This is a genomic window from Streptomyces resistomycificus (assembly GCF_001514265.1).
In the GTDB taxonomy this organism is placed as follows: domain Bacteria; phylum Actinomycetota; class Actinomycetes; order Streptomycetales; family Streptomycetaceae; genus Streptomyces; species Streptomyces resistomycificus.
In genome coordinates this window covers 1,038,835-1,058,964 of sequence record NZ_KQ948988.1, presented here as the reverse complement: position 1 = coordinate 1,058,964, position 20,130 = coordinate 1,038,835, and the positions used below count along the sequence as shown (strand labels likewise).

The window sequence follows — 20,130 nt, the reverse complement described above, 5'->3', positions numbered from 1 at the left end:
GGCTGTCGAGACGCACGTCGAGGGCGCCGGGCAGCCTGCTCTGCTCGCAGGCCCTTGGACAGCCGTGAGGCGTCGAGGTGTGCTGCGCATGTGGGAGTCGGCCGGGAGGTCATCACCGCACCCGGCGACCCGCTGTAGGGAACCTCAACCCCGAGTTCGACGGTGGACCGAGGCATCGGTTGCCCGGTCCGGCGGCCGGAGAAGAGCCATCGGGGCCCAGTAGGCTGCGCCGGGTGAAGAGTGAACCCTGTCGCGTCAACAGTTTCCGCCTCATCGTCACGGGAGGAGGCACTGGCGGCCACACTTACCCGGCCCTCACTGCGATCCGCACGCTGCAGAATCGACTGGCGGCCGAGGGGAGGGCACTGGAGGTGCTGTGGATCGGCACTGCCGATGGCCTGGAGGCGCGTGTCGCGCCCGCCGAAGGGATCGCGTTCGCCACCGTGGCCACGGGGAAGATCCGCCGCTCCAGCAACCCCCTCATGATGATGTCGGCGTCGAATATGCGCGACATGGCGCGGGTGCCGCTCGGCGTGGCCCAGGCAAGGAAGCTGGTCGCGGACTTCCGGCCGGACGTGGTACTCGCCACCGGCGGCTACGTCGCCGTCCCCGCCGGGCTGGCCGCGCGTATGTGCCGGCGTCCGCTGGTGCTGCATGAGCAGACGGTGCGCCTGGGTCTGGCCAACCGGAAGCTGGCCGGTTCGGCGACGCGGATTGCGGTGTCGTCGGAGTCGACGTTGCCCCTTCTGCCGGAGGCGGTACGGGGCGCTGCGGTCGTCACCGGCAACCCGATCCGGCCGGAGGTGCTGGCCGGGCACCCGGACAAGGCGGTGGGTGCGCTGGGCCTGCACGGCTTCGACCGGCGGCTGCCGACCGTGTACGTCACCGGCGGCGCGCAGGGCTCCCAGCAGATCAACGGCGTCGTGCGGGACGCTCTGCCCTGGCTGCTGGAGCGGGCGAACCTGGTCCACCAGTGCGGGCCGGACAACGTCGAGGAGCTGCGGCAGTACGCGGCAACCCTGTCGGCGCCGCTGGCTGGCCGGTACTACCTGGCTGGGTTCGTCGGCCCGGAGCTGCCCGACGTCCTCGCGCTCGCGGACGTCGTGGTGTCGAGGAGTGGGGCCGGGACCCTGGCCGAGCTCACTGCGCTCGGCAAGCCGGCCGTGTTCATCCCGCTGGCCTCCTCGGCGGGGAACGAGCAGGCATACAACGCCCGCCATCTGGAGGAGGCCGGGGCCGCCGTCGCCCTGCTCGGTGAGGTCACCGCAGATCACCTCCGAGATGCCATCGGCCCGCTCCTCTCCGATCCCGCGCGGCGGGACGAGATGGCGGAACGGGCCCGGGCTTACGGCCGGCCGGATGCGGCGGACCGGCTCGTCGACGTGATCCTGTCCGCCGCATCCGGCTGACTCGCCTGTGACGCGCGGTGTCGGCCGATGCGCAGCGCCGTGCCCGCCTCGATCAGCGCGGCGCAGTCGTTGAACACATCGTCCCTCCGGCGTACTTGAGGACCTGTCCGAGGGCGGAGACCACGTGCTCGATGTGCTGCTCGGTGAGGTGCTGGTGGAAGGGCAGGCTCAGGATCTCCTTGGCGGCCTGCTCGGTGGCGGGCAGCGTGCGTTTCCAGGCTGCGAACGCGGGCTGACTGTGGTTGGGCGGGTAGTGGACACCCACTCCGACACCCTGGGATCGCAAGTGTGCGAACACCGCATCCCGGTTCTTCACTCGGACCTGGCACAGGTGGGGCACGGAATGGTCGGGGTCGACATCGACGGGCGTCACGCCCTCCAGTGAGGAGAGCGCCGACCGGTAGGTTCGCCACAGGTTTCGGCGGGCACGCTCAGTGGTGCCGAAGTGGGCGAGCTGGGCCAGACCGACGGCCGCGTTGAGGTTGGAGAGCTGGTACCGAAGGCCGAAGGACTCCACACGGTAGGTGGTTGTGTTCGCACGCTGCGCCTGGGACTGGACGACGCCAAGGAGCCGGAGTCGACGGATGGCGTCGGCTTCTTCCGGCGTGCGGGGTATGACCATGCCGCCCTGGCCGCAGGTGAGGTTCTTGATCGGCCCGAAAGAAAAACAGGTGAGGTCACCGGTCGCGCCGACCCTGCGAGTGCCGCTGCGGGAGCCGAAAGCATGCGCGGCGTCCTCCACGATGACGATGTTCCGGGCAGTCAGCTCCTTGCGTGCACGGGAGAGGTCGATGGCTCGGCCGCCGAACAGGACCGGCATCACGGCGCGCGTGCGATCGGTGACGGCATCCATAACGAGCTGGTCGGTTACGCATAGCGTGGCCGGGTGGACATCCACGAATGCCGGAGTGCCGCCGACGGCCAGGATTGCCTGAACGGTCGCACAGAACGTCATGGACGGAACGATCACCTCGTCACCGGGACCGACCCCTGCGACGATCAGAGCCAGGTGCAGGGCTGCCGTACCAGAGGCGACGGCTACAGCATCACGAATGCCGAGGAAGTCAGCAACGCGACGTTCGAACTCCTCGGTGACAGCGCCGTGCCCGTACTGCCCGGACTCCAGCACCCGGGCCACCGCCTCGGCTTCCTCTCCGTACAGGTACGGGCTGGCGTTGCGCCGGGAGTTTGGCCTCGACGGGTTGGTCATGACTCCCCCTTCGTCGCGAAGATGGGCGTGATCACTTCGCCCCCTTGATCGGCCGGACTATCGGCCGGATCAGTGCACCAGCCGCATCCAGAGCAGAGGATGCGTCGGCAGGCGATTGCCCGGCGGCGACGAGCAGGCCGATCTTGTGGCCGGACTGGTCGTGCGGCCGTACGCGGTCACCCGGCTCGGCGTACAGCTCGACATCAGTGATCCCGGGGATGCTGCGCGCCTCGGCGGCCCCTTCCCATGCGATCAGTTCGCCTTCCACGGCGAGCGGTGAGCCGATCAGCTCCAGCGCCGCATGCGCGGCGCGCGTTGGCACCAGGTGGCCGCCGGCCCGCTCACCGAGCGCGAGCCCGATGAGTGCACGCACGACGTCCACGCCGTAGGCTGCGGCGAGCAGTCGCGGGACGCCGTCACCGCCCAGACGCGTGTTGGCTTCGATGACACGCTCTTTGCCGTCTGCGCCGAGGACGGCGTCGAAGTTCGCCGGCCCGTCGACGATGCCCAGTGCGCGGCACAGCCGCTCGACGGTGGCCTCAAGCTGGTTGCGTGTCGCCAAGGGCAACTGCGTGGTGCGCAGCCGCCTGACGACGAAGCCCCCGTTGACGAACTCCTTGTCCTTGATGCAGGTCAGCACCGCCCTGCCGTCCCGCATGAAGACCTCGATGGCCAGCGGGCGGCCTTCGACGAACTCTTCGGCGATCACGGTCTGAGAGGCGGAGTGGGAACGGGCGTAGGCGACGGCAGCGGGCAGGTCGTCAGGGCGGGTGACGCGGGTGACACCCTTGCTGCCCGAACCGTCCACAGGCTTGACCACGAGCGGGAAGGGAAGCCCCGCCGACTTTGCGACCACCTCGTCCGGATCACGCGAAGCGGTCCACTCGTATCCGGTGACGCCGCAGGACGCGGCGATCGTACGGAAAGCGGCCTTGTCGCCAGCCGCGAGTGCGTCCTTGGGGTACACGTAGGCGGTGCCGTACCGCAGGCTCAAGGCGTGCCAACTGGCCAGCGCAGCGTCGCTCGCGCCGCATACGATCCCGGCGGGGCGCGCGTCGCCTAACGCGTCGGCGATGGCGTCGGTGTTCCGGGTGGAGATCGTCAAGGCCGCGTCGGCGAACGGAAGCGCGGGGGCGTCCGGCCGCATGTCCACCGCTATGGTCGCAATTCCGCGACGTCGCGACTCCTGGTAGAGCGGGATCACCTCTTCTGATGCGCCAAGCACAATCAGCGCGTTCTGTGGCCAGTGCTCAGACATGCTGCGGCTCCCGGGTCGCGCCAAGGATGACGTGCGGGTGCGGGGTGGCGGAGTTGCGCGTGGGCGGCTCCCACCGATCGCGGTTGCGGCGGTACCACTCGACCGTGTCGGACAGGGTCTCGTGGAAGTCGCGCTGGGGCTGGTAGCCGAGCTGACTGGCGATCTTGTCCCAGACCATCGAGTACCGAATGTCATTGGCCTGACGGTCTGGGATGTACGTGACCGAATCCCAGTCGGCGCCGCACAGACGCAGGAGGTGGCCGGTCAGCTCCTTGCTCGTGAAGTTGGAGCCGCCGCCGATGTTGTAGACCTCACCCGGGGCGCCGCCGCGCAGGACGAGTTCGATGCCAGCGCAGTTGTCCTCGACGTGCAGCCAGTTCCGCACGTGCTGGCCTCGGCTGTGGAGAGTGACCTGCTCGCCTCGAAGGAGCCGGGTCACGAACAGAGGAATGATCTTCTCGGGGTACTGATGGGAGCCGTAGTTGTTCGAGCTGCGCGTCACACACACCGGGACGCCGTAGGTGTGGAAGTAGCTCAACGCGACCAGGTCGCTGGCCGCCTTCGATGCGGCGTATGGCACCGTCGGGCGCAGCGGGTAGGCCTCGGTGGCGGATCCTTGAGGCAGCGGCCCGTAGACCTCGTCCGTCGAGACGTGCACGAACTTGCTGATGCTGTGCCGCATCGCCGCGTCCACAAGGGTCTGGGTGCCGAGCACGTTCGTTGACAGGAAGGCGCCGGCGGCGTCAAACGAGCGGTCGACGTGCGACTCGGCGGCGAAGTGGACAACCGCCGTGTGCTCCCGCAGGAGGGCGTCCACCAGGTCGGCGTCGAGGATGTCGCCGTGGACGAACGTCAGCTTCGGGTGGAACGCTTCGCCGAGGTTCTCGATGCGCCCCGCGTACGTGAGGGCGTCGAGCACCGTCACATGGCCAATGTCGTCGGCCCGCAGGATGCGCTTGACGAAGTGCGAGCCGATGAACCCGGCCCCGCCCGTGACAAGCAGTCTGTCCATGGAAGCCTCCGAAGAGTGTGCGTCGCTTTGTGTGCGGGAGGTGTCCGGATGAGCGTCGAACGCTTCCGGGGATGAACGAGTACAGCCCAACTGCCCTCATCCGAACAGTCGTTGGGCGTTGTCCCGGGGTTGTCCCGGACGTGTACTCGCTACCCTCGGGGTAGCCGTCGATGATGGGGTTGATTCCGTGGACGAACCGATCCAGCATCCCCTCGCGTACGCGCGCTTCCTGCGCGGCTGGTCTCAAAGCGATCTGGTGGCCCGGATGCACAGGGCCGCGCGGATGCGCCCGGAGGGACTGCGGTGCGGCGCGGACAAGGCCGCCGTCAGCCGGTGGGAGCACGGCCGGAAGAAACCCGATGCCGAATCGCAGCTCCTCATCGCTGACGCTTTCGACGTGCCGGTCTCCGACCTTGAGCGCTATCCGTGGCCTCACTGGCTACCCGGCCGTGAGGAGCCGGTGCCACTCGGGCCGGCGTACACCGTCCACGCCCTTCGACATGCACAGAGAGCTGTGATGGACCGCGAACGCCGCACCTTCCTGACCTACAGTGCGCTCGCTCTGGCGGGGCTCGCCTCGCAGTGGGCCGAACTGGAACCCGACCGCCTCACAGCTGCCGCCGACGGCACTCACGTTGACGAGGAGCTGATGAGCTGGCTCGAGGAGACCGGCACGAAGCTGTCGGCACTGCCGACGGAGAAACGCCAGTACATGATCAAGATGGCCGAGGCGCACCTGGACACGGTCACGGACCTGTTGGAAGGCGGCCGTTTCAGCGAACCAACGGGGCACCGTCTGCATCTGCTGGCATCGTCGCTGGCGAGCACCTGCGGCTGGTACCGGTTCGACCAGGGCCAGCACTACGCGGCCGGGAAGCTGTGGAACGCGGCGCTGTCCAATGCGCACACCGCCCGGGACCGGGATCAAGGCGCGGGGGTCCTGTCGGACTTCGCGTACCAGGCGATTTGGCTTGGGAAGCCGGAGTCGGCCGTCGAGCCGCTGAGCCAGGCCCTCATCCACACTCGGCATCCCACGGCGCGGTCGGCGCTCCATCTGCGCCGGGCCCGCGCACACGCAGCGATGGGAAACGCCGGCGCATGCCACCAGGACCTGAGCGCGGCCGAGGCGACGCTGCTGACGGATACCCCAGACCCGGCGCCGTCCTGGTGCCGGTGGATGAGCACCGCAGATCTGGCCGTGGACTCCGGTCAGTGCATGCTCGATCTCGGCCGGACACAAGAGGCACGGGCTCGGATCGAAGAGGGGTTGTCGCTGCTCCCGCGCTCGCGGGACAAGACACGGGGAGTGTTCCGCACGTACGAGGCGCGGTCCCTGCTTCAGGCCCGGGAGGTCGAACAGGCCCTTGCGGTCTCCAACGAGTCGCTGGACCTGGCACAACGTATCGGTGCTGACCGATGCGTGAAGCTGGTGCGGGACCTGGGACCGGCGTTCCGGCCGTACAAGTCTATCGACGGGGTGCCGGAGTTCCTGGACCGTCTGCGGTCCTGCTGAGCGCTGTCTCACCCGTCCGACACAGTTCAGTTAGGACTTGCGTCGACCCCAACCACGACCGTCCAGCCCGGCTCCTGGAACGCTACTCGGAGCATCGCCGGGTTTACGCGGCCGTGACCGACGTCCTCCATGTGCTGCACCCCGCCGAGCTGGCCTGGATCGCCGAGAAGGTCGAAGGCCCCGACTGGTTCCTCAACGCGGCGGCGGCCATCTCGGCCGCTGAAGGAGACGACGGTGTGCTGCGGCTGCTCAACGATGACGAACTCGGCCGGCACACCGACCCGGCGGCCGTCCTGCAGTCCTGGCTCGACTCCCCCGCAGCCGATGAGATCCTCTCCCGCTCCGAGGTCTACCGGGCTGTCGTCAGGTCCCGCCAAAACGCCCTGGAGCACCTGCGCCAGATCCCAGCCGATGAGAAGCGGCCGCGAGGAGCCGGATGCATGATGGACGCAACGCGCAGGGGGGCGACCCGCGAAGAAGGTCGTCATGAAGTACAGGATCGCGAGCATCGCCGCTGTGACCGCTCTCATCGTCGGTGGTTCTGGTGCCTGCGGGCAGGGCGACGAAGAGACGGCCCCGACGCCGAGGCTGACGGGGATGGAGGGCGTGGCGCCCTCCACGACCTCACCTCCGCAGACGCCGAGCGAGAGGGAGGGGTCGACCGAACTGAAGAAGGGACAGAAGGTCACCGTCACGACCGAGGACGGACCCGCCGAGATCACGCTGCTAGCCGTCGACAAGACAACCGCTATCGGCACATCGAAGGCCGATGCCGGGACGCAGTGGGTGATCTACAGCATGCAGGTCAAGTACCTCGGTACATCCGGCGAGTGGGGCACCTACTGGCTGGAGAGCCCACGCTGGACCGGCAGCAATGGGGAGGCCGACAGTCCCGTCTTCGTAGCTGGCCCGACCGATCCCGAGCTGATCCCCTACGACCCGTTCTCCAGCACGCCCGAGCCGCGCCCCGGCGAACACATCAAGGCGACCGAAGTGCTGCAGGTCCCAGACACCTCAGGCACCCTGCAGTTCGAGGACGACAACGGATCTGCGCACTTCAATATCGTCATCAAGTAGCCGTACTCGGCCGACGCGCCCATGCGACGGAGAGTCCAGCTCGTCGGCGATCTGCGGGACCAGCCATCAGGGCCAAACGCCCTGGCCGAGTCTGCTCGGCCGGTGCGGAGATGAGGGACTGGGCCACTCGCACGGTGGGCACCAGCAAGCTCCACCTGAGTGCCGACGGTCGCTGCCGCCCGTTGTCCCTCGTTGTGACAGGTGGGCAGGGGGCGGACTGCGGTACAAGAAGCGCAACACCGTCGAACGAGCGATCAACAGGTTGGCTTCGTCCACTTTCAGCAGCAGCGATTGTCCGGCAGTTTGGGCAGCAGCTAGAGGCGAGCGGGCTCGGGGATGTTCACGAGAAATGGCACTGGCTCGACTTCTGCGGCAGGCAGCCCGACGCTGCCGCCTGCCAGACTGACGACTTCGCCCGCCAAGGCAAGACGGTGGTGCACACGCTGCGGGCCAAGCACCCGCGGGCGCACGAGGTCTCCCCCGTGGATATCACCCTGACGGGCAGCGGCCCCCTGACGCCCGACCTGGCCCAGGCCGTGCGGCGCAGCCTGGGTTTCGGGCTGCCGGAGGAACAGAGTCCGTTCTTAGGCCAAACAAGGAGAGCGAGAGCAGGAACGTCCATGGTTCGACGAAAAGTGAACTTCTTCGACGAGGTCCGTGAGGCCTGTGCCGACATGGCAGACGACCTGAAACTCACTGGTCCCCAGGAGAGAGACCTGATCCTGCCGAGCTCCAGCTATAAAGGCGCTGGAGTCGAGTACCGGTTCCGAATCGATGGCTCGGAGGGAAGTGTGGACTGCACCGTCGAAATGCAAACGGAAACCGTTACTCTGATTGTGGACATCGAGTCGCTGGCCATCGCTGCCGGTGTGGTGGAGAAGCGTGGCGGGGTCTCCTATAGCGCCCGGAACCTGAACCAGTTGCGGAAATCGCTCCAGGGGCAGGCCGAATACGTCCGACGTGTGCACCCGTTCCTCGCCGACCCCGCCACCGCCGAGAATCTGATGCGGCAAGCCGATGCGCGTGAATGGCCCCGGCGCGACACATAGTGATCCTGGACCGCCCGCTCAACTGCCACACTCCTCCAGGGGAACCCACAACCGATTGACAGATCAAGACTCTCGCCGTGCACGGCGAGAGTCTTGATAGGAACTTTCCAGTTACTGTGTGGCTGAAGTTGTGGTGAAGGTCGTTGGAAGTGCAGAGGGGGACTTGGGTACTCAACCACCCAGTCTCCCTCCACCGTTCGACCCAATGCCTCCACCGTCACCGCCAGACCCTCGACCGCGGCAGCAGCGGAGCGGGAGCGCAAGCGCCGGATGTTGTGGACACAGTAGGCAGTGGTCAGTGTGACTTCCCCGCATGGCATCGCCGCTGACTATTCCCGTGACCAATCCACTGTGTTCGTGTGCTCAGTGCATTCGTCCGGGTGCATGGCCCCCTGTCAGACAAGGCAACGGTGTCTACCGGCCAGCAGGTCCACCGGCAGATGTCACCGCTGCTCTCGAGGTCCTGACGATGAGAGACCCGAGTAGGGACGGCAACTGCATTATTGGACCTGCACGATGCCGATCTGCGCACGACGAATGTTGCCCGCTTCTGGCGCAAAGAGCGCAGAGCGCCGGATCTGGCTGAAGCGGACTTGCGCTTCGCGGATTTCACTGGACCGGACCTCAGTGGTGCTGACCTTTAGTCAAGCGGTGAGCAATCGACAAGACGTGTGGATTGGCAGTCCGTCGGGTGAGCCGTCGGTCCTGCGTTCCAGCAATGTGACCGTGACGCTCCAAGTGCACGCGCAGCCCGCCGCGGGGGAACCGAATGTCCACCACCGAGCCGATCGGCATTCCGTCCGGCTGGGTGAACTCGATGTCGGCATGCCGGTCCTGGTCACGGAGCCAGGCGGCGGCCGCCGACTTCACATACAGGTGGTCGGCGCTGCTGACCCCGCGGGCGCGTCGGCCACACAGGTGGGGGTGCCCGTCGGGGCCCGGGTGGTGGGCGAAGTGGCAGACCCGGTCGGTGTACAGCTTGGTGGTCAGCTGCAGGCCGCAGCCTCCCAGCAGCAGCCCGCACCAGAACGTGTCGTGCTCGTGACGGCGACGGAAGGCGTCCAGCTCGATCGCCTCCAGCGGCAGCATCAGCGGATCCTCTGAGTCCGCACCGCCCAGAACCGCCGTCTGAATCTGCCGCCTGTCACCACGCACGAAACCCCACCTTCCCTCTCAACTCATCGTGCGACCTCGGGCGTTGACCCTCCAGGCGATCGACGCGCTCACGCCGTTGGGGGCAAGCGACGCACATGAGGGCGCGGGTAATTCCGGGCTGATGCTTGGCCGACTTGGTGTTGTAGACAACAAGTCCCGTAGCGGTCACGCTGGGTGTTCTCGATCAGTGTGGGACCAGGGGAGGGACCATGCGGAGAGTCGACGAGCTACGGGAGGCGGACGGTCTGGAAGAGCGATCCGCATACGCAGGTCAAGCACCTCGTGTACCGGCACTATCTCCGGCCGCCCTGTGGGCGGACTGGACTCTGCGGCTGGAGCCCCGCTACCCAAGCGGGCCGCCCAGTGGCCCGCCGCGCCGACCAACTCCTCGCTGCCTGCTGGTCGGCAGTACCACCGCCATCGATGCCGCTGCGCGCCTGCTCGGACCCAGGTTCGCCGACACACCCTGTCGAACTTCCTGACCGACCTGGGCGGCTGCGGCGACTGCTCCGACGTTCTGCACGTGATCACCGCCCGGCCGAGGGCCTCGACGCTCATCGACTACGCCCGCCGCCGCGCCCTGTTCGGCTCCCGCGAGACGTTCCTCGACCGGCAGCGGTGGCAGAGCCTTGGGTGGGCGCCAACGGAGAATGCCGTGCGGTGGTGGCAGTTGCCGCGGTCGCCGTCCTGCATTCCAATGCACTCGCCGTCTGGCGAAAAGACCCAGCACGTACGGTGTCAAACTTTATCGATCTGCCAGGCGATCATGCCGGTGGCTGTGGCATTGCCATTGACGTCGATACGGACGGGCTTGTCGGCGGTGAGGCGCTGTTGAACTACGGAGCCGTCGCACGGCACGGTGGCCTTGTCGCCGGCGCTTGCCGGGGTCAGCAGCAACTGGGCGCTGCCGGTGCCTGCGCAAGCGAGGTTGAGGCGGTAGGTTTCGCCCTTCTTCAGCAGGGGTTCGGTGTGGATGCCCTCGCTGACACGTTCTACGCCGGACTCCACCATGCTCCCGTTGTGAAAGCCGGCGAGAGCCGCCTCGACCTGCTCGGTGAGCTTCTTCTCTGACGCGGCAGTGGATTTGGCGGTCGCCGTCGCTGTGGGGGTGTGGGACGGTGACGCTTTAGCGTCTGTGCTGTCCGAGGTGCAGGAGGCGAGCAGGAGCGCGGACGTTGTGACGGCGCAGGCGGTGAGGAAGGCCCTGGAGGGCAACGAGGTCATGAGGCAGTCTCCCAGTACTTCCAGCCGGTCTCCTTGGTGGGCAGGGTGGCTTTGCCGCTGCCGACCTTGACACCGTCGCAGCCGCTGCCGCTAGACCGGTATTTCTCCCACGAGACTTTGTAACCCCATGAGCCGTACTGCAGGTGGCCGTATTTGTTCCTGGTGACATCGTGGCTGTACCTGTGGCCGACCGTGACTCCTACACTCGCCGCGATCTTGGTACTCACGGTAGCTTTCGCCTTGGCAATCACGCCGCTGAGCTCCGCCTCGGCGCCCACGGTGATTTCACCGCTGATGGTGCCGTTCTTGGTGACCTCGACGGTCATCTTGCCGCCGGGGCCGTCCTTGTACTTGGTGCCGTTCCACCATGAAGGAACGTGGTAGGTCTTTTTCGACGTGATCTTGATCCAAGTCGATGGCCCGTCACACCGGAGCACTCCCCGATCGTCCACCGACTGCTCGGCTTCATCTTCCCAGCCCTGTCTATCGTTGATGTCCGTCGTCTGGTTCTCGAACTCTGACGGGTCGCTCGAAGGCACCTTGCCGGCGGCAGTCGCCGTCCCCATGGCCGCGAAGAGTACAAGCAGAGCAGTGGCAGCGCTGGTCGAAGCGCGCCGTGTGCCGATGCCCATGTGACACCTTTCCGGTGGACCGGCACAACAAGAAGATGATCAAACCTCTGAGCATGATTTGAGGAACGATCCAAGAAAGGTATGGAATTAGCCAATAGGCCGCCCAGGAATGGCTGATAAGAAACCTAGGACAGTTTTCTGCAGCGTGACGCGAGCGTCGCACAGGCCTCGGACGCAACCGCGTTCAATTATCAGCCAGCCGCACGGGCTCGGCCCCTCAAGCCAGGGCTGATGCGTTCTCACGTGGTGAGATCGAGCGACGGAGCTCATAGCATCCCCCATAGGCCCTTGATCAGGACGGAAAGGCCGCCGACAAGCGCCAGGGCGAAGATGAGTCGCCGGATCCACTGCTCAGGAACCCTCGGCGCGAGTGCCCTGCCGATGAGCGCGCCCGTTGCCAGGGCGGCCGTGGCCACCGTCCACGCCGTACCGCTCAGCTGCGGCGCGCCGTTCGCGGCAACCGAGAACACGTTAACCGTAATTCCATAAAATTGTGCGTTGGGAACAAATTCTCGCACCGGCCAGCCTGCGTTCACCGCATATAAGGAATACGGCGGCCCGCCCACACCGGCCGCAGAATTCATGAATCCGCCGACCGCGCCGGCAGTGACTGCTCCCTTGGTTCCGCTCAGGGCAGATATGCGCAAGCCTCGCATCACAAATATCACGGCGGCCGTCACCAGAATGCCGACGCCAGCCAGCAGTGTGGGTTCGGGTAGTCGGGCCGCCACCCAGGAGCCCATCGGGACGGTGCACGCGGACGCGATGACCAGGGGAATCATTGCGCCGAGCCTCACCTGTCTCCAGCCCGTGGTAAGTCCGACGATGCTTATGACGCCGGCCGCACAATTCGCGAGCACCACGCCCTGGGCGGGCCCGAGTACTAAAACGAGCGCGGGTACAGCGACCAGCGCGAATCCCATTCCGGTGAGCCACTGCACGGATGCGCCCAGCACCACTATGACTCCCAGTAGCAACTCTGCTGCCCCAGCACCCTCCACGGAAGACTCCTCTGGTTAACCGGGATGATTTCCACTGTGCTCCACGCCAGGGCTGATGCGTTCTCGGTCGGCGTGATGAGTGATTCACCCGGGAATAGTGGTAGTCAGTCGGTTTACCCGGCTGGAAATGACGAGACGCGACCCCTGATGATCAAGGCTCTCGAAGCCATAAATCATGAACAGGGGTCGCGTTCGCGTGCCATCTTCCCTGATCGACGTCCTCGCATGCCACCGCGAGGACGTCGACCTCCCATGCTCGCCTGCTGACCTGCGCACATTGGCCCAGGTACTGGACGAGGTGCCCGACCCACGCCGGGTCCGCGGCCGCCGCTACCGGATCGGCTCGCTGCTCGCGCTGTGCCTCGTTGCCGTTCTCGGCGGTGCCAAGTCGGTGACCGCCACTGCACGATTCGCCACCGACAGCAGTCCTGAGCTGCGCGAATGCCTCAGATTCACCTCCACCACGCCGAACACCACCACCCTGGGGCGGCTACTGGCCCGCCTGGACGGCAACGCCCTGGACGACGCCATCGGCGCCTGGCTCGGCCGATACGCCACCGACCCCGTTCACGAACCCGGCGACCCCCTGCGCGGCCTCGCCGTCGACGGCAAAGCCGTGCGCGGCTCACGCACCAACACCGGCAAGGCCGTCCACCTGCTCGCAGCCACCCTCCATACCTCGCAGACGGTCATCTCCCAGCGCCAGATCCAGACAAAGAGCAACGAGATCCCCGCCTTCGCCCCACTGCTGGAGCGCATCGACCTGCGCGGCGTCGTCGTCACCGCCGATGCCCTGCACACCCAGCGCGCCCACGCTAGCCGTGTCATCGCAGCCCAGGGCCACTACCTCCTGGTCGTCAAGGGCAACCAGAAATAGCTCCGCAAGCAACTCAAGACGCTGCCCTGGCACGAGATCCCGCTACAAAAACCGCACCACGGCCACCGGCCACGGCCGCCGCGAGGTCCGCCGCCTGAAGGTCTGCACCGTCCAACCCGGCCTGCTCTTCCCCACGCCGTCCAGGCCATCGAGATCAAGCGCCGCCGCGCCAACCGCAAGACCAGAAAGGTCCAGACGAAGACCGTCTACGCCATCACCAGCCTGACCCCGGACCAGGCCAACCCTTCCCAGCTCGCCGAACTGATCCAGAACCACTGGTCAGTTGAGGCCCTGCACCATGTCAGGGACGTGACCTACGGTGAGGACGCCTCGCGGATACGTACCGGCACCGCACCGCGTGCCATGGCCACCATGCGCAACCTGGCCATCGGCCTGATGCGGCAAGCCGGCTGGACCAACATCTCCGCCGCAATCGATCACTACAGGTCTCATCCCGAGTACGCCACCGCCATGCTCGATCTCACCACGTGAGAACGCAGCAGCCCTGCCCCTCAAGCGACGGCCGATCCTCCTTCACCCTGTTCAGAGCTTGCAGAAGCCCCACCCGATGTGTTCCCCCGACCGTGCCGAGCGGGTGTGTAGCCAGCTCGACAGCGCGCGCCGCCACCTGGACACCTTCAGCAGCCGCACCGGCCGGGTGGCCACAGCCGACGGAGTCGCCGCCGCGACCGCTGGCCTCTTCACCCCGGAGGTCACCGGCGCCGGGCTCGTGTTCTTGCCCACTCGCCGGGCCACGAAGTTCAAAGAGGTCAAGGTCGTCACGGAGCACCACGACGGCATGCAGTACTACCTGCCGGGGCGGGTCGCTGAGGTCCGGCTGCGGGCGGGCGCGATGGCCGGCTCGGACCAGGTGGACGACACCGTCGGCGACTGATCCGACGGGAGTGGGGGCGGCACGCAGAGCGGCCGCCCCCGCCTATTCGGCTTCCACTTCGACCTGCTCTTCGGGTCGTGGCGATCCGCTCTTTCGGCTCTACGGCCAGTTCTTCGGGTCCTGCAGTCAACACAATCGGGGGCAACACGATGACCATGAGCAGGGGCACCTCTGTATGGAGAGGTGCCAGACGATCCGGATGGCGCGGGGGCCGGCTGCTGGTGCAGTCGCTGGCCCTGGCCCTGGTCGTGCCGCTGGGCGTGGCACAGGTGGGCAAGCTGCGGAGTCCGGCGGTCTGGGCCGCCCGGACGTGCCCAAGTCCCGGGTTAGCAAGGTTGCGGAGTTCGACGGCCCCGGTGTGAGGAAGGCGGGAGCAGGTTGCCCGGGAGAAGAAGGCCGCGCTGCGTACGACGCGGTGGACTCCTGGGACTTCACCGAGCAGTACCTGGACGGCGGGGACATCGGCGACAACTCTGACCAGGTGCTGACCCTGAAGTCGATCAAACGCACGGCCAAGGCGGGCACCGCCATCGCCATGGATCTGATCTCGTTCACCTACCAGATGCGGTCCAACCGTGTCGACGCCACGGACAACATCCTGCCCCTGACCCGGCCTCGGATCTCCACGATCACCTCGGAGACCGGTGCGATTGCCGAGGTAACGCTGTCCGGTGAGGAATGCGTGCGCAGCCAGGTCATCGACGCCGCGCCGGACACCAACACCCGTTTCTGCTACCCGCAGTTCTGGAACATCAACGGCGCCACGGAAGCCTCCATCGACTGGTTCCAGAAGTACCGGGTGCTGACCGTCACCGTCTCCGACCCGGCTGCCGACAACGAGGCCCTCGAGCACTCCTATTCCTATAGCGGCGCCGCCTGCCACTACAGCGACGATGAGGCGGCGGTGGCCGTCGTAGGCGAAGCACTGGGTCTCGGCCGAACTGGTGCCGCCCAGGAGGGCCGGGTCGCTGATGGCTGTGACGTTGCCGGCCTGGTCGTAGGTGTAGTTGAGGTCCTGGAGCATGTAGCCGTGCGTCTGGTCCGTGACAAAGCTGCGGGTCAGGCGGCCGGTGCCGGCTTCGAAGTCATTGGCGACATAGAGGTTCTTGTTGTCGGTGCCGCCCCCGCCCAGGGTCAGACGTCCACAAGTCCGCCGGCGACACCAAGACCACCTACTACTACTCCAGCACCACCCAGAAGCACACCCTGACCGGCACCACCACCAAGGGCGACTGCGCCACCCGCGAACACACGTACGAGTACGACTCGGCCGGCAACTCCCGGCACCGCCCCGGCAAATCGGGCACCCAGGCACTGGACTGGCCTGACCACTCACCTGCGGTGCGGGGCGAGGAACCGGGTCATGACCGTGCTGCTGGCTCTCGTGCGGGTCGGCCGGCTCGTCTGGTAACCGGTTTCGGTCATCTTTTGCCGGGATTGGGCCTGCCCGCTCGTCACCGGACGGCAGCAGCTCTGGGATCGACCTCACACCGCCCGATCAAGCCCACGCGCCCCGCACTTGCAACGGCCACCCGGTAAGTTGTTTTGTCCTTCGCGGGTACCGACACCTGATCGCCAGTGTCGAGCAAGGGGTTGCCGTGCTTGTCCTTGAAGTTGACTTTCACGGTGAAGAGGGCGTCGCGTCCGTTCGGATTCCTTATCTCGATGGTCGCGTACGGCTCCTCCGTGCTTGCGCATTGCACGAGCACGGCGGTGCCGTCCCTTAGGGGCTGGGCGGTACTGCTGGAGGAGGACGCCGTGGGTGTGGGCTGTGAACTGCCGCCGCTGTCATTGGTACTCGTCCCGGAGTCGTACGATTCACTGCTCGGCGAGGACGAACTGCCGAGCGGGTCGCTGCCGCCCGGCGTCGAACCGCCGTGGTCCTGGCTGGAGCTGCTGCAACCGCCCCCGTCACTGCTGTCCTGGCTGCTGTTTCCTTGGCCACGGCCTGACGAGAAGCCGGTCAGGGCCAGTACGACCATCGCCGACACCGCTGTGACTCTGAGCCTGCGCCCCTGCATAGGGTCCCCGAAACACCGAATGCTGCTGTGGGCGGCGCAGGTCAAGGGCCTGGTGCCGGCCGCGGTTCCGGATCGGTGTCGGCCGGGACCATGCGTCGTACCAGATCTGCCCAGGCGGCTTGCAGACGGGCGACGGGGACATCGCAGCCGTGGCGCAGATGGTCCACCGCGTCGAATTGCTGGGCGCGTCCGAGTCGGCGTTTACGGAGTGGCTGCCGCCGAGGGGCCGCCGAAGGGCTGGGTGAGGTTCTCGGGTCGCAGGATCGTGTCCAGCTGGTCGGTGGTGAGCAGGCCGCCCTCGGCGGCGAGGTCCTTGATGGTGCGACCGGTGGTCAGGGCCTGGCGGGCGAGGGTGGTGGAGGCGGCGTAGCCGATGTGCGGGGCGAGTGCGGTGACCAGGCCGATGGAGCGGTGGACGCTGTCGTGGAGGTGCTCGCGGTTGGCGGTGATGCCGGGGACGCAGCGGGTGGCCAGGGTGTCGCAGGCCGCGCGCAGGTGGGTCAGGGAGCGCAGCAGGCTGTAGGCGATGACGGGTTCGAAGGCGTTGAGCTGGAGCTGTCCGGCCTCGGCGGCCAGGGTGACGGTGAGGTCGTTGCCGATGACTTCGAAGGCGACCTGGTTGACGACCTCGGGGATCACCGGGTTGACCTTGCCGGGCATGATCGACGAACCGGCCTGCACCGGCGGCAGGTTGATCTCGCCGAGCCCGGCGGTGGGGCCGGACGAGGTCAACCGCAGGTCGTTGCAGGTCTTGGAGAGCTTCACGGCGACCCGCTTGAGGACGCCGGAGAGCTGGACGAACGCACCGCAGTCCTGGGTCGCCTCGATGAAGTCGCCCGCGGGCCGGACGCTTTCGCCACTGATCTCGGCGAGATACGCGCAGGCGAGCTCGGCGTAGCGGGGGTGGCCGTTGATGCCGGTGCCGATCGCCGTGCCGCCGAGGTTGGACTCCAGCAGCAGCGCCGCGGCCTCGGTGAGGCGCTGCCGGTCTTCCTCGATCATGACGGCGTAGGTGGTGAATTCCTGACCCAGCGTCATGGGCACGGCGTCCTGGAGCTGGGTGCGGCCCATCTTCAGGACGCCACTGAACTCGGCCGCCTTCTCGGTGAAGGCCGTGGCCAGTGCCCCCAGTGAATGGCCGAGCCGGTGCAGTGAGGTGACCAGGGCCAGGCGTACGGCGGTGGGGTAGACGTCGTTGGTGCTCTGGCCGAGGTTGACGTGGTCGAGGGGGTGGATCACGTCGTAGGAGCCACGGGGGCGGCCCAGGAGCTCCAGGGCCCGGTTGGCGATGACCTCGTTGGTGTTCATGTTCGTCGAGGTGCCGGCCCCGCCCTGGACGGGGTCGACGACGAACTGGTCCACCAGCCGTCCCGCGCGGATCTCCTCGCATACGCCGATGATCGCTGCGGCGATGTCCGGGGACAGGAGGTCGAGGTCGCGGTTGGCCTGCGCGGCGGCCTGCTTGACGGCGGCCAGTGCGGTGATCAGGTCGGGGAACTGGGCGATGGTCGACCCGGTGATCGCGAAGTTCTCCACGGCCCGCACGGTGTGCACGCCGTAGTAGGCGTCGGCGGGGACCTCCTTGTCTCCGACCAGGTCGTGCTCGATGCGTACGGCCATCTGCTGCTCCTCGCTCTGCTGCGGGCCCCTTGACAGGCCACCGCCTCCGGCCTCAGTGTTGCCGACCAACATGCAGAACGCAATATATTGCATATGCCAGGAGGTCTCATGGACACCGCTCATGCCCGTCCCACCAGCACACCGGCCCTTTGGCGGCGATGTCTCCGGATGCCGATCGGCGTCCAGTCGGTCATCGCCGTGGGCCTCGGCGCCCTGATCGGTTCCCTCGCCCCCTCGGCGGGTGAGCAGATGAAGATCCTCGGGGACGTGTTCCTGAACCTGGTGCAGGTTGTCGTCCTGCCCCTGGTCTTCCCGCTCATCGTGCTGGGCATCGCCCGGATGGAGTCGGTCAAGAAGGTCGGCCGGATCGCCGGCAAGGCCATCCTCTACTTCGAGCTCGTCACCACCGTCGTCCTGCTGATCGCGGTGGGGCTGGCCAAGCTCACGGGGATCGGCAAGGGCGCGCCCGTCCACGGAGCCGACGCCAAAGAGTTGGACGGTCTGAGCCAGGGCATCGACTTCCACGAACTGGTCCTGCACGCCGTACCGAAGAACATCTTCGCCGCGTTCGGCGAGGGCAACCTGCTCGGCGCGATCGTCTTCGCCCTCCTCGTGGGCGTCGCCATGGCCGCGATCGGGGAGAAGTCCGAACCCTTCGCCGCCGTCCTGGAGTCCGTCGCCGCTGTGATGTTCAAGGTCGTCGGTTACGTCATCCGGATCGCACCGCTCGGCGTGCTCGGCTTCATCTCATACGACGTCGCCTACTACGGCTTCGGCAATCTGCGCAGCCTGCTGGGCTTCATCGCCGTGGTCTACGCGGGCCTGGCCATCGTCGTCGGTGTGCTCTTCCCGCTCATCGCCGCGATCTACCGCATCCGCTACGTCGAACTGCTCAAGTCCATCGCCGGGCTGGCCGGGATCGCCTTCGTCACCCGCAGCTCCGAGTCCGTACTGGCGCCCCTGATGGGCAAGTTGGAGGACTTCGGCCTCAGCCGCTCCACCACCTCCTTCGTCGTCCCCCTCGGCTACTCCTTCAACACCGACGGCTCCGTCCTCTACCAGGCCGCCGCCCTGGTCTTCCTCGCCAACGCCTACGGCGCCGACACCTCCCTGCCCGCCCTCCTGCTCATGGTCGGCGTGCTGGTGATCCTCTCCAAGGGCATGGCCGGAGTCGCCTCCGCCTCCATCGTCGTCCTCATCGCGGCGGGCAACTCCATCGGGCTGCCTGCCGAAGGCATCGCCCTGCTCCTCGGCGTCGACTTCATCGTCGACATGGCCCGCACCGGCGTGAACGTCATCGGCAACTCCCTCGCCGCCGCGGTCGTCGACAGCTCCGAGAAGCGACGCGAGGCCAAACACGCAAGCCGCGAACACCCCCGCGCCTCGGCTGAGCCCGAGGCCGTGCCTCTCCAGAAGGAACCCGCACAGTGACCACGTCCACCCGTACGGAGATCATCGGCATCCTCGGCGGCATGGGCCCGGCGGCCACCGCCGACTTCTACGCCAAGCTCGTCGCCACCACCCCCGGCACCAGCGACCAGGACCATCTCCGTACGGTCATCTGGTCCGACCCCACCATCCCCGACCGCACCGAGGCCCTGCTGGGCGACGGGCCCGACCCCACCCCCTGGCTTCTCGACGGCAGCCGCGTCCTGCGCGAGGCCGGCGCCACCGTCATCGCCATCCCCTGCAACACCGCCCACGCCTTCGTCCCGCGCATCGCCGACCACATCGGCCTGCCCATCGTCCACATGATCGGAGAGGTCGCCCGACACCTCACCACCCTGAGCCCCCGCATCCGCACCGCCGGACTGCTCGCCACCACCGGCACCGTGCGCGCCGGCCTGTACCAGGAGTGGCTGGACCGCTTCGGCATTCGGCTCGTGCTCCCCGACGCCGGCAATCAGGACCACGAGGTCATGACCGCCATCCACGCGGTCAAGGCGGGCACCTACGACGACACGACGACCGCGCTCTTGACCCGCGCCGCCCGACGCCTCACCGAACAGGGCGCGCAGGCGGTCGTCGCCGGCTGTACCGAGATCCCCCTCGGCCTGCCCGCCGACGCCGTCGACGTCCCCCTCGTCGACCCGGCACTCGTCCTCGCTCAGGCACTGGTCCGCCGGGCCACGGCCGAGAACACGGCCGCATAGGAAGAGAAAAGGGCGATGTACTGT

Annotated in this window: 20 protein-coding genes and 2 pseudogenes; 11 read left to right on the top strand and 11 right to left on the bottom strand. The window is 67.0% G+C overall.

Annotation, left to right across the window (positions count from 1 at the left end):
• The first annotated feature begins 233 nt into the window (after window positions 1–233).
• On the top strand, window positions 234–1,409 hold the full coding sequence (locus AQJ84_RS04505) for a UDP-N-acetylglucosamine--N-acetylmuramyl-(pentapeptide) pyrophosphoryl-undecaprenol N-acetylglucosamine transferase (RefSeq protein WP_030042346.1): 1,176 nt from the start codon (window positions 234–236) through the stop codon (window positions 1,407–1,409).
• 52 nt (window positions 1,410–1,461) lie between these two features.
• Here AQJ84_RS04505 and AQJ84_RS04500 read toward each other — a convergent pair whose 3' ends face one another.
• Genes AQJ84_RS04500 through rfbB form a run of 3 tightly spaced genes read right to left on the bottom strand, consistent with a single transcriptional unit; the run spans window position 1,462 to window position 4,889 of the window.
• Entirely contained in the window at window positions 1,462–2,619 is a 1,158-nt protein-coding gene (locus AQJ84_RS04500; protein WP_030042345.1) for a DegT/DnrJ/EryC1/StrS family aminotransferase, read from the bottom strand.
• Between the two features lie 31 nt (window positions 2,620–2,650).
• Window positions 2,651–3,877: an ATP-grasp domain-containing protein gene (locus tag AQJ84_RS40555; protein ID WP_079022767.1), complete on the bottom strand. Its 1,227-nt coding sequence runs from the start codon at window positions 3,875–3,877 to the stop codon at window positions 2,651–2,653.
• Window positions 3,870–4,889 (bottom strand): dTDP-glucose 4,6-dehydratase, encoded by a 1,020-nt coding sequence (gene rfbB / locus AQJ84_RS04485; protein ID WP_051870080.1) that lies wholly within the window; start codon window positions 4,887–4,889, stop codon window positions 3,870–3,872. Before rfbB ends, AQJ84_RS40555 begins: the two co-directional genes overlap by 8 nt.
• Window positions 4,890–5,076: 187 nt before the next feature.
• Between rfbB and AQJ84_RS04480 the strand changes: the two genes are divergently transcribed.
• A complete protein-coding gene (locus AQJ84_RS04480; protein ID WP_030042343.1) occupies window positions 5,077–6,402 on the top strand; it encodes a helix-turn-helix domain-containing protein in 1,326 nt (441 codons plus the stop codon).
• A 26-nt stretch (window positions 6,403–6,428) separates the two neighbouring features.
• Here the strand turns inward: AQJ84_RS04480 and AQJ84_RS42900 are convergent, their stop codons facing one another.
• Window positions 6,429–6,890 (bottom strand): hypothetical protein, encoded by a 462-nt coding sequence (locus tag AQJ84_RS42900; protein WP_157875048.1) that lies wholly within the window; start codon window positions 6,888–6,890, stop codon window positions 6,429–6,431.
• On the opposite strand from AQJ84_RS42900, the gene AQJ84_RS04470 reads away from it, so the two are divergent.
• The 3 genes from AQJ84_RS04470 to AQJ84_RS45060 all read left to right on the top strand — a co-directional run bounded on the left by AQJ84_RS04470 (window position 6,889) and on the right by AQJ84_RS45060 (window position 9,172).
• Window positions 6,889–7,479 carry a hypothetical protein gene (locus AQJ84_RS04470; protein WP_157875046.1) on the top strand — a complete coding sequence of 197 codons (591 nt, stop codon included), beginning with the start codon at window positions 6,889–6,891 and terminating at the stop codon, window positions 7,477–7,479. The genes AQJ84_RS42900 and AQJ84_RS04470 overlap by 2 nt on opposite strands.
• Window positions 7,480–7,613: 134 nt before the next feature.
• A complete protein-coding gene (locus AQJ84_RS42895) occupies window positions 7,614–8,528 on the top strand; it encodes a hypothetical protein (protein WP_157875044.1) in 915 nt (304 codons plus the stop codon).
• A gap of 503 nt (window positions 8,529–9,031) precedes the next feature.
• Window positions 9,032–9,172 (top strand): pentapeptide repeat-containing protein, encoded by a 141-nt coding sequence (locus tag AQJ84_RS45060; protein WP_078632139.1) that lies wholly within the window; start codon window positions 9,032–9,034, stop codon window positions 9,170–9,172.
• Here the strand turns inward: AQJ84_RS45060 and AQJ84_RS04460 are convergent.
• The 4 genes from AQJ84_RS04460 to AQJ84_RS04445 all read right to left on the bottom strand — a co-directional run bounded on the left by AQJ84_RS04460 (window position 9,153) and on the right by AQJ84_RS04445 (window position 12,540).
• Window positions 9,153–9,617, bottom strand: coding sequence for a hypothetical protein (locus AQJ84_RS04460; RefSeq protein ID WP_310591801.1), 465 nt, complete (start codon window positions 9,615–9,617; stop codon window positions 9,153–9,155). The two genes, AQJ84_RS45060 and AQJ84_RS04460, sit on opposite strands and share 20 nt — an antisense overlap.
• A gap of 804 nt (window positions 9,618–10,421) precedes the next feature.
• On the bottom strand, window positions 10,422–10,907 hold the full coding sequence (locus AQJ84_RS43905; RefSeq protein ID WP_225889061.1) for a hypothetical protein: 486 nt from the start codon (window positions 10,905–10,907) through the stop codon (window positions 10,422–10,424).
• Window positions 10,904–11,539: a hypothetical protein gene (locus tag AQJ84_RS04450; RefSeq protein ID WP_225877326.1), complete on the bottom strand. Its 636-nt coding sequence runs from the start codon at window positions 11,537–11,539 to the stop codon at window positions 10,904–10,906. Before AQJ84_RS04450 ends, AQJ84_RS43905 begins: the two co-directional genes overlap by 4 nt.
• 266 nt (window positions 11,540–11,805) lie before the next feature.
• Window positions 11,806–12,540 carry a sulfite exporter TauE/SafE family protein gene (locus tag AQJ84_RS04445; protein WP_030042336.1) on the bottom strand — a complete coding sequence of 245 codons (735 nt, stop codon included), beginning with the start codon at window positions 12,538–12,540 and terminating at the stop codon, window positions 11,806–11,808.
• Window positions 12,541–12,736: 196 nt separating this feature from the next.
• Between AQJ84_RS04445 and AQJ84_RS42030 the strand changes: the two genes are divergently transcribed.
• The 4 genes and pseudogenes from AQJ84_RS42030 to AQJ84_RS40540 form a co-directional block, all read left to right on the top strand.
• Window positions 12,737–13,417 carry an ISAs1 family transposase gene (locus AQJ84_RS42030; protein WP_157875042.1) on the top strand — a complete coding sequence of 227 codons (681 nt, stop codon included), beginning with the start codon at window positions 12,737–12,739 and terminating at the stop codon, window positions 13,415–13,417.
• A gap of 21 nt (window positions 13,418–13,438) precedes the next feature.
• Entirely contained in the window at window positions 13,439–13,909 is a 471-nt protein-coding gene (locus AQJ84_RS42025) for a transposase (RefSeq protein ID WP_107082862.1), read from the top strand.
• 76 nt (window positions 13,910–13,985) lie between these two features.
• On the top strand, window positions 13,986–14,312 hold the full coding sequence (locus AQJ84_RS04430) for a hypothetical protein (protein WP_030042335.1): 327 nt from the start codon (window positions 13,986–13,988) through the stop codon (window positions 14,310–14,312).
• Between the two features lie 403 nt (window positions 14,313–14,715).
• Window positions 14,716–15,207, top strand: a pseudogene (locus AQJ84_RS40540) (hypothetical protein); the annotation flags it as partial.
• On the opposite strand, the pseudogene AQJ84_RS45055 reads toward AQJ84_RS40540, so the two are convergent.
• The 3 genes and pseudogenes from AQJ84_RS45055 to AQJ84_RS04420 all read right to left on the bottom strand — a co-directional run.
• Window positions 15,199–15,450 (bottom strand): annotated as a pseudogene (locus AQJ84_RS45055) (hypothetical protein); the annotation flags it as partial. The pseudogenes AQJ84_RS40540 and AQJ84_RS45055 overlap by 9 nt on opposite strands.
• 316 nt (window positions 15,451–15,766) lie before the next feature.
• Complete coding sequence (locus tag AQJ84_RS40535; RefSeq protein WP_225889072.1) at window positions 15,767–16,294, bottom strand: hypothetical protein; 528 nt, start codon at window positions 16,292–16,294, stop codon at window positions 15,767–15,769.
• A 240-nt stretch (window positions 16,295–16,534) separates the two neighbouring features.
• Window positions 16,535–17,953, bottom strand: coding sequence for an aspartate ammonia-lyase (locus tag AQJ84_RS04420; RefSeq protein ID WP_053193354.1), 1,419 nt, complete (start codon window positions 17,951–17,953; stop codon window positions 16,535–16,537).
• A 108-nt stretch (window positions 17,954–18,061) separates the two neighbouring features.
• Here AQJ84_RS04420 and AQJ84_RS04415 point away from each other — a divergent pair, with 108 nt between their 5' ends.
• Together AQJ84_RS04415 and AQJ84_RS04410 are read left to right on the top strand one after the other, a co-directional pair.
• Window positions 18,062–19,384: a dicarboxylate/amino acid:cation symporter gene (locus tag AQJ84_RS04415; protein ID WP_051870077.1), complete on the top strand. Its 1,323-nt coding sequence runs from the start codon at window positions 18,062–18,064 to the stop codon at window positions 19,382–19,384.
• Window positions 19,381–20,106, top strand: coding sequence for a cysteate racemase (locus AQJ84_RS04410; protein ID WP_030042329.1), 726 nt, complete (start codon window positions 19,381–19,383; stop codon window positions 20,104–20,106). The genes AQJ84_RS04415 and AQJ84_RS04410 overlap by 4 nt, the downstream gene beginning before the upstream one ends.
• Window positions 20,107–20,130: the final 24 nt, after the last annotated feature.